This window comes from Chloroflexota bacterium, from assembly GCA_018648225.1.
GTDB lineage: Bacteria > Chloroflexota > Anaerolineae > Anaerolineales > UBA11858 > NIOZ-UU35.
The window spans coordinates 1-7,585 of sequence record JABGRQ010000129.1 but is presented as its reverse complement, the minus strand read 5'-3'; the positions used below and the strand labels follow the sequence as shown (position 1 = coordinate 7,585).

The 7,585-nt window shown below is 53.2% G+C and carries 7 protein-coding genes and 1 pseudogene; all 8 read right to left on the bottom strand.

The features are described from left to right. Positions 1-97: 97 nt before the first annotated feature. The gene (locus tag HN413_13035; GenBank protein MBT3391321.1) at positions 98-1,327 is read right to left on the bottom strand and encodes a winged helix-turn-helix domain-containing protein; all 1,230 of its coding nucleotides are present in this window, start codon (positions 1,325-1,327) and stop codon (positions 98-100) included. 19 nt (positions 1,328-1,346) lie between these two features. Then, the gene (locus HN413_13030) at positions 1,347-2,339 is read right to left on the bottom strand and encodes a phosphatase PAP2 family protein (GenBank protein ID MBT3391320.1); all 993 of its coding nucleotides are present in this window, start codon (positions 2,337-2,339) and stop codon (positions 1,347-1,349) included. A gap of 56 nt (positions 2,340-2,395) precedes the next feature. Continuing rightward, positions 2,396-3,514 (bottom strand): MFS transporter, encoded by a 1,119-nt coding sequence (locus HN413_13025; GenBank protein MBT3391319.1) that lies wholly within the window; start codon positions 3,512-3,514, stop codon positions 2,396-2,398. Continuing rightward, positions 3,514-4,893: a hypothetical protein gene (locus tag HN413_13020; GenBank protein MBT3391318.1), complete on the bottom strand. Its 1,380-nt coding sequence runs from the start codon at positions 4,891-4,893 to the stop codon at positions 3,514-3,516. Before HN413_13020 ends, HN413_13025 begins: the two co-directional genes overlap by 1 nt. 149 nt (positions 4,894-5,042) lie before the next feature. Continuing rightward, complete coding sequence (locus tag HN413_13015) at positions 5,043-5,795, bottom strand: alpha/beta fold hydrolase (protein MBT3391317.1); 753 nt, start codon at positions 5,793-5,795, stop codon at positions 5,043-5,045. Next, positions 5,792-5,911, bottom strand: a complete 120-nt coding sequence (locus tag HN413_13010) for a hypothetical protein (GenBank protein MBT3391316.1) — start codon at positions 5,909-5,911, stop codon at positions 5,792-5,794. The genes HN413_13015 and HN413_13010 overlap by 4 nt, the downstream gene beginning before the upstream one ends. Before the next feature lie 75 nt (positions 5,912-5,986). Continuing rightward, positions 5,987-6,241: pseudogene (locus tag HN413_13005) on the bottom strand (hypothetical protein). Between the two features lie 8 nt (positions 6,242-6,249). Then, positions 6,250-7,380 (bottom strand): aminopeptidase P family protein, encoded by a 1,131-nt coding sequence (locus tag HN413_13000; protein ID MBT3391315.1) that lies wholly within the window; start codon positions 7,378-7,380, stop codon positions 6,250-6,252. Positions 7,381-7,585 lie beyond the last annotated feature (205 nt).

Genomic DNA, 7,585 nt, shown 5'->3' with positions numbered 1-7,585 from the left:
TATTGTTTGAATCATCTCCTTAGTTTATCACTAATCACTTACCTTGCAACACTACTGTTTTTCTTTGTGTGCTTTGTGTCTCTGTGATAAAAAGCCTTTAAAAATCTTTGGCCCATTGGAGTGTTGTGTCATTTGCGACTGCTTCACCCAGTTCGAAACTTTGCGCCCCCAGATAGGTGAAGAAATCGTTCAATGCGGTTTTTAACGCAAGTTGAATATGAGTGTTGGGCTGTATGCCGTTTTCCCACCACCAGTTTTGCAGTGTGAAATGCCTGCTCTTTTTATCAAAAGCAAAATCGCTGCGGGCGATGAATGTATCGCCGTAGATGATGGGTAAAACATAGTAGCCATATTGACGCTGCTTCTTGGGTTTGTAGACTTCCCAGATATATTCGAAATCAAATAGCCAGCTATTTTTCTTGCGATTCCATAATAGATTATCGAGTGGCGCCAGGAAAGCAGCTTCCGGTTCGGGCGTCTCGCTTTGTATATTATCTAGCGTAGGGAAATCTTGGGCGCGCAGGTAAAAAGTTTTGTCAGGGATTTCGGTTACGGTTACGGGAATAATCTCGCGGCGCTGCACCAGCCGGTTGATAACGGCCCGGCGCTGTGGGCTTTTCATATTGATAATCCCCAGCCAATGTTCCCCGGCGTTTAGTAACGCCAACCCCAGACTACCCATGCGGCGCAGAATATGCCATTCCTGGTAGGCGGCTTCATCTGCGTTGGGGTCGGGTGCGGCGAGTAAGGTAGCAGGCAGCAGCTTTTCGATATATTCGAAATAGCGGCGGTTATTGACGCGATGATGCACGCCCAATTTTCCCATAGCATACAGCCCCTCCAGCCCGGCGCGGGAGATTTTGGTTGGCCCCCAGGCCCAGTCGGTTTTTTCGTCGTCTTTGAAATCTAGAGAACTGAGTGGGCCGCGCTGCGCGATTTCCTCGAGAATATGCGGGGCAACCTGCATGACGATTTCGGAAGGAACCCCAAAGTGAGCTTGCATACGCGACCGTTGGCGGGCAAAATAGGGCCAATCTTCAACGCAGTAGATGGCGGCCATTTTATCCCATCCATCGAGCAGTTGACACTCATTATAGAGCAATTCATCGAGCATTTGGGGGCGGTAATCGCGCACACGTGATTGCAGCACCAGATCGGGGTTGCGCCCTACGACGTTAATCGGGTCAAACTGGATGCTGCCGGCATGGCGGATGAATTCCAGCACGCCCGCTTTTCCGCACAACTTCCGCGGTGGATAGAGGCGCTGATGCACCAGCGAAAAACGCCGCGCAGTTTTAAGCGAGATTTCGAGATTTGTTTTGGGCATGTGTCTGGCCGTTTTTTTATTATCGAGCGCGGCGGGAACGCAATGATTTTTGCTTTTTCTCCGGCGGAGTTGCCAGTTTGAGCGCCAGGAAAACTAGTGGTGCCCCAGCCGTCACCCAGAAGCCGATCAGCGCGTAGCGTAACAGACGTAAGGCTTGGGGGAGCAGCGTTTCGCCGGAAGGGAATACGGCTTTCAATCCGGCCCAGATTGCGAGGGTGCCGACTATGCCGAGCAGATAGCGCAGAACGCGCTGCACGGCTGGCCCTTTGGGGCTGAATCCGCCACGGCGTTTAATCAGAATCAACCCCAGAGCGAGTCCCAGAAAGACCCCCGCGGCAGTCGTGATGCCATCTCGGCTGAGCGGTTCGGGGGCAGCTCCGGCCTGGGTGGCATTTTCGACCCATTCAGCCGGAATTTGCCAGTTGGCGAGGCTGGCAATCATCAAATTTCCGATCAGCAGGATTGCCGCGCCGATTCCCAGAATGATGAGAATCTGCCGGAGAGTTGATTGACTTTTAATCCTGTGGCCGACCGGTTTTTCTAATCGGATGAAAATCCACAAAAGCAGCGCGCCGACCAGCCAGCCTGAAAGCACGTCGATGGGGAAGTGTACGCCCATATAGAGCCGCGAGATACCGATCATGGCTGCAAAAAATAGCGCCAGATACCATGCCCAGCGTTTTTTTATCGACGAGGCCCAGGTGCCCCACAGCGTGGTGGCGTTTTGGGCGTGGCCCGAAGGGATGCCAAAGGAAGTTTCGCCAGTAAAAGCACGCACTTCACCTGAAACCCAGAAGGGCCGCGGGGAATGGAAGGCGAGTTTTAAGATGCTGTTTGTTCCGGTCGTAACGACTAGCATCAGGGCCAGGCGTGTGCCCATGAGGGTATCAAAACACCAGTAGATGGCAGGCATGATGAGCAGATAGAATTCCTCATCGCCTAATACTGTAAAAAATTTCATCACCGGGGTGAGCCAATCACCAAGTTGTTGTAGAAATAAAATCGTTTCCATGCTGTCCTCCAGTTTGTGTGGCTAACAAGCTTCTGAATGGGATCGCGCGCTATTTTCTAATTGTGATGCGAACGCGGGGAAAAACGTATACTGATAAGTATAGCAAAAACTGTCAGTAAAATCGCGATCGGATATATACCCACAGGCTGCCAGGTATAGATCATTCCCGCGATGGGAGGCACAAGTATCAACGAAAAAGATGAAAATGTCTCGGTGATGCCAAAGGCCAATCCCATATTGACGGGGTTTATCACCGTGCGGATTTGTGCGATGGCCATTGCGCGGGCAAGCCGGTAGCCGCCCATCAGGAAGTAGGCCAGCATAAACCAGGGCAGGCCAGCAGCTTGCCAAAAAACGAACGCCGCCAACGCCATTGTAATCTGCCCAATTAAAAACCCCAAATGCGGGTTGAGCGATCCAAAAACTAAATTGATGATTACATTACCCAGGCTGCCAGCCGAACCTGCCAGGCCGACCTCGCTATAGGATAAACTATGAATATCTTGCATAAAGTTGGGGGTAAGCGGCTGGGGCAGGTACAAGGCAAAAAACACAATCAGGATAATCCCCAAGTAAGCCCAATAGGCGCGATTCTGGAGCAAAATTTTCACCGTGCCGGGTTCCCGGGGCAAAACTGGTTGCGGGCGCAGGTTAAAAATGAGCAAATTTGAAACCACAAAGATACTTGCCGCGAAAAGATAGGTTTTTTGCAGACCGAAGTGATCGCCAATATAGCCGCCGATAAATGGCCCCATGAATGCGCCCAGGTTATACGCTGCCGAGATCATCGTCAGTGCCCGTCCTGGCGAGAGTTTGCCACTGGCTGCGGTGACATAGCTGTTCATGGGAGTCATCACGAAAGCCGTAATGCCGTATAAGACCATTCCCGTAACGAAAACTGGTAGCGAGTTTGCCAATGCCATCAGCCAGGCCGATAGCAACCCCAAAATCCACGATGCCCACATCATCACGCGCCGCCCAACCCGGTCTGAAAGATACCCGGCGGGGATATGCGCCGCGCCCATGGCAATCCCCACTGCGCCCAGAATCGTGCCAATTTCAAGCGGTGAAGCACCCAATTCTTTTAGATAGATGGGTTGAAAAATATAATAAGCGCCCTCTCCAACACCCCAGGTGAAGAGGGCCAGGGCCATGAATATCAGATCTCGGTTCATCAGGGATACAGAAAGCCCCCTACAATGCCATTTGCCAGAGGGGCGCTTTGGTTAGCGCCCAATGCGGGATCAATTGCCATCGCCGGGTCTGGCGCCCACTTCACAATGCTGGGCGCATCAATGCCGGGCAAACCCACTTCCAGTAGCAAAACGTGATTCGCCAACCACCCGGCGGGTTGCACATAGACTGGAACGATCCCTCCAGCGAGGCCAGATAATTGGGCGTTTTCTGCATCCACAATAATACTGCCATCTGCCCGCGCCACGCGCAGCCGCATTTGTGCTTCCATGCTGGATGGGCCATAGGCCTCCAACCAGGCTAGGCGTTGATGATCTGGCGCAAATAAGACCATCCCACCCCCCAGGTTGGTGCTGCCATGGAAGGGGATATTCACTTCCTGGCAATCGAGTTGATTCCGGATAGTCAGGCTGTTGCCCGGCCCCCCGGGTTGGCCGCCCATCTCTGGGAGATAAGCAATATACGTCTGATCGGGTGAGATGCCCGCCAAACGATCCGTAAAGGGTAGATATTCTGTGCTTTGGCCGCTGAAGAAATCAAAATAATATAGCCCGTTATAGGGCGCAAAATTGATATTGCCCACGCCCCACATCGAGAGCGTATACCATACACCTTGCCCGATGCCCCCTTTGCTATATACCGCCAGTGGGAATATAACAAAACCATCGCCCTCCGAGCGGGTGAGCATGGGCACTGCTCCGTTAATGGCTTCGGCGTCTCCGGCGTAAAGCTCACTCACCCAGCCGCCAGTATCGGGCGACATGTCGATTTCATTAGTGCTGAACGCCAGCAGCGATGTGCCCGCGCCGCCGGTGAGCGTCACAAAATTGGGGAGCGGGCGCAGTGGATTCACTGTGCCATTCTCGCTAGATTTCAGTGTGCCGTTATTTTCAAGGCTGTAATATACCAGCATCATAGCAGATAATCCGTTGTTGTAGCCTCCGCCCAGATGAAGTTGATCGGGGTCGAGCCAGGTCATGCCGGGGGTTTGTTTGTTGCCCAGGGAAACGCCATCGGTATTGAAAAACTCCACGCTCAAGGTATTCACGCTGGCAGCAAAGCCAATTGGCATGGGAATATTCTGCGCGCCGGGGTGTGCTGGTTCGCACACCGGGGGCGGGGTGATGTTTGGCGGTGGCGATGTTGGTTCGCTGGTCGGCGTCGGGGCTGGCTGGTTGGTGTTGGTTGGTTCCACGGCGGGCGCGGGTGTGTCAGGCGCGTCCAGCGCGGCCACAGTTTCCGCGACGACAGTTTCGAATTGTGCTGGGGCCATTGTGCTTTGTGTGGGTGTTGTGCCGCCACAGGCCAGACTGGTGATAAATAGTATGAGCAATAGAAAGGTAGCAGGATGTTTTTTCATTGGGTGAATCTATTTCTGGATACTTTTTCTGTGATTTCGAGCCAGCGGCGAGAAATCCCTAAGACGTTTCGAAAATATGTGCCAACGGAAAGAAGTCATGTTTCGTTATGAGTATTCCTCCCGGCGGTCGGAATGTTACTTTTTTATCTCTATTTTGCCGTAACCCGGCGGATGAAAGCTTCGGCGGCGGTAAAAACTTGCTGCCGGGCAGCATCACGGGTGATGACATGCCCACTATTTTCGAGCCAGAGCATTTCTTTATCTTCAGTGCCCAGCTCCGCATAAATTTTGGGCATACTCTCAGGGCTGACGCCGCCATCGCTGCGAGAGTGCATCAGCAAAACGGGGGCTTTTACAGCAGGTAGGGCAGCGCGCATTTCGGCCAGCAAATCTCTGAATTCGATGATCGAGCGGCTGGGGTAAGCGCCATAACTGGTATGCACGGCTTCGGCTTCGCTATCCACCCAATCCGATTCTTCTGCATGTGGCGCAATGGGTTGAATCCAGTGCAGCCAGTGCAAAAAGCGCAGGCGCGGGTCTGGCGGCAGTGCGTAGGGTGTAGACATCGCCACAACGCCGGTGACGGGCTTCAGCGTGGAGAAAAGCAGCGACAGCACCCCGCCCATTGAAAGCCCCAGGATCACGGTTTGGTCGCAGTATCCGCTCAGGGTGTGCCAGCCCTCTTCCACTGAGGTTAGCCAATCCCCCCAACGGGCGCGCAGCATATCTTCGAGCGAGGTGGCGTGTCCGGCCAGGCGAATCCCTAAAACGGAGAATCCCTTTTCGGCCAAATATTCCCCCATCCAGCGCATTTCTTTGGGAGTTCCGGTGAAGCCGTGAACCAGCAGGCAGCCGACGGGACCTCCGGGCAAAAAGAAGGGTTCTGCTGTTGGGATAATCATGGGTTGAGCAGCTCCTTTTCAATCGCATCTACTGCGTCTTTGGCATCTTTCAAACCGGAATTGGTTGCCTGGCGGTAAACTTTGATCGCTTCGATTTTCCGGTTTTGCCGTAGCATTTCATCAATTTGGGGGCGCCAGTTAGCTGTTGGGATGGGCGGAGGTGGCTGGTAGTGGGGACTTTCGCCGCGTTCAATGGCTTCTACTGCTTCTTTGGCTTCTTTTAGCCCTACATTTGTGGCAATGCGAAAGGCTTTGATGGCCTCGATTTTGCGCCCGCGTTGCAATAGAGCCAGAATTTCTTGTTGCAAGTTTTTGGGAAAATCAGCCGAATATTCCTGAAAGAAAGATGTTCGGCTAGTTCTTCCAATTTGCTGGTTCTGTATGGCAATCACAATTCCGATGAGGATGAGAATGACGATGCTTGCCACAAGAAGAACGATCCACATGGACACGATTACACCTCCAGTGTTTTGAGTTTGCGGGGCAAAGTGGATAAGCTTTCAATGCCATCGGTCGTAACAACAACATCATCTTCGATGCGCACACCGCCGCGCCCCGGCAGGTAGATGCCCGGCTCGATGGTAAAACTCATGCCGACTTCCAGCAATTGAGTATTGTCGCCGCGAATATAGGGGTCTTCATGGCCTTCCAACCCGAGGCCGTGGCCGGTGCGATGAGTGAAATATTCGCCGTACCCGGCTTCTTCAATGACGGCGCGGGCGGCGTTGTCAATGGCGCCCGCAGGTAGGCCGGGACGGGCAATTTCGCGTCCGGCGGTGTTGGCTTGCAGCACAATATCGGCAATATGAGCCAGTTCTGGTTCTACCGAGCCGATAGCAAATGTGCGCGTGATGTCTGAGAAATAGCCATTCACATTTGCGCCCCAATCAATCACCAGAAGATCGCCAAGTGCAAGGGGGCGGTCGCTGGGCGCAGCATGGGGGTTAGCGCTGTTGGGGCCGCCCGATACTATGGGTGTGAACGGCATACGCGCGTCTGAACCATGTTGCAATAGTTGCTGGGTGAGTTCGGCGGCAATCTGGCGCTCGGTGATGCCAGGTTTAATCATCGGGAGTGTGGCCTGGAGTGCATTTTGGGCGATTTCTGCGGCTGTGCGCATGGCGTCTACTTCGGCGGTATCCTTCTTCATGCGCAGGGCTGAAACGCAGGCCTCCCCGGGGATGAACTGGGCCTGAGGCGCGGCATGTTCTAGTAAATTAAGTTCTAATACGCGCAGGGCGCGCGGCTCCACGCCGATACGGGCTTTTTCCAGTTCCGCGGCCTGGATTGCGCTTTGAAAGGCTTCGATCCATTGGGCGGGGTTTTCGCCATACGGGAAAGCCTGAATTTCGTAGGCAAGCCCTTCAAGTTTTAGTGTCTCGAGTTGAGGTAATACGATCACCGGGGCGTTATTTTGGCTGAAGAATACGATTACCGGACGTTCACTCATGTGAAAGTGCAACCCGGTCAGGTAGGGCAAGCTGGGGCCGGGATTCAGGGCGATGGCATCCAGATTTTGTTTTTGGAGTTCTCTGTTGAGTAGTTGGTGTCTTTGTAAATAGATGGCGCTGCTGGCTGTAGACATGGTTTCTCCGTTTGTGCAATTATGAGGTGAGTGGAAATATCTCGGTTTATTAATTATACGCCAAACCCAGACTTCATGCAGTTTGGGGTCTTTGGCCTCTTGTAATCTCCGTGGTGGTTATCCACAATCAGGGGGATGGTGCGTATGCCGCACGCGAATTCCCGCGTTGGAACATGTGCTTGCAAAAATGAGAGGCTTTATACAA

What these genes read in the sequence shown, in the direction of transcription:
- HN413_13000 (MBT3391315.1), bottom strand. Translation starts at nt 7,380, where the DNA reads ATGTCTACAGCCAGCAGCGCCATCTATTTACAAAGACACCAACTACTC.
- HN413_13015 (MBT3391317.1), bottom strand. Translation starts at nt 5,795, where the DNA reads ATGATTATCCCAACAGCAGAACCCTTCTTTTTGCCCGGAGGTCCCGTC.
- HN413_13030 (MBT3391320.1), bottom strand. Translation starts at nt 2,339, where the DNA reads ATGGAAACGATTTTATTTCTACAACAACTTGGTGATTGGCTCACCCCG.
- HN413_13020 (MBT3391318.1), bottom strand. Translation starts at nt 4,893, where the DNA reads ATGAAAAAACATCCTGCTACCTTTCTATTGCTCATACTATTTATCACC.
- HN413_13010 (MBT3391316.1), bottom strand. Translation starts at nt 5,911, where the DNA reads ATGCTACGGCAAAACCGGAAAATCGAAGCGATCAAAGTTTACCGCCAG.
- HN413_13035 (MBT3391321.1), bottom strand. Translation starts at nt 1,327, where the DNA reads ATGCCCAAAACAAATCTCGAAATCTCGCTTAAAACTGCGCGGCGTTTT.
- HN413_13025 (MBT3391319.1), bottom strand. Translation starts at nt 3,514, where the DNA reads ATGAACCGAGATCTGATATTCATGGCCCTGGCCCTCTTCACCTGGGGT.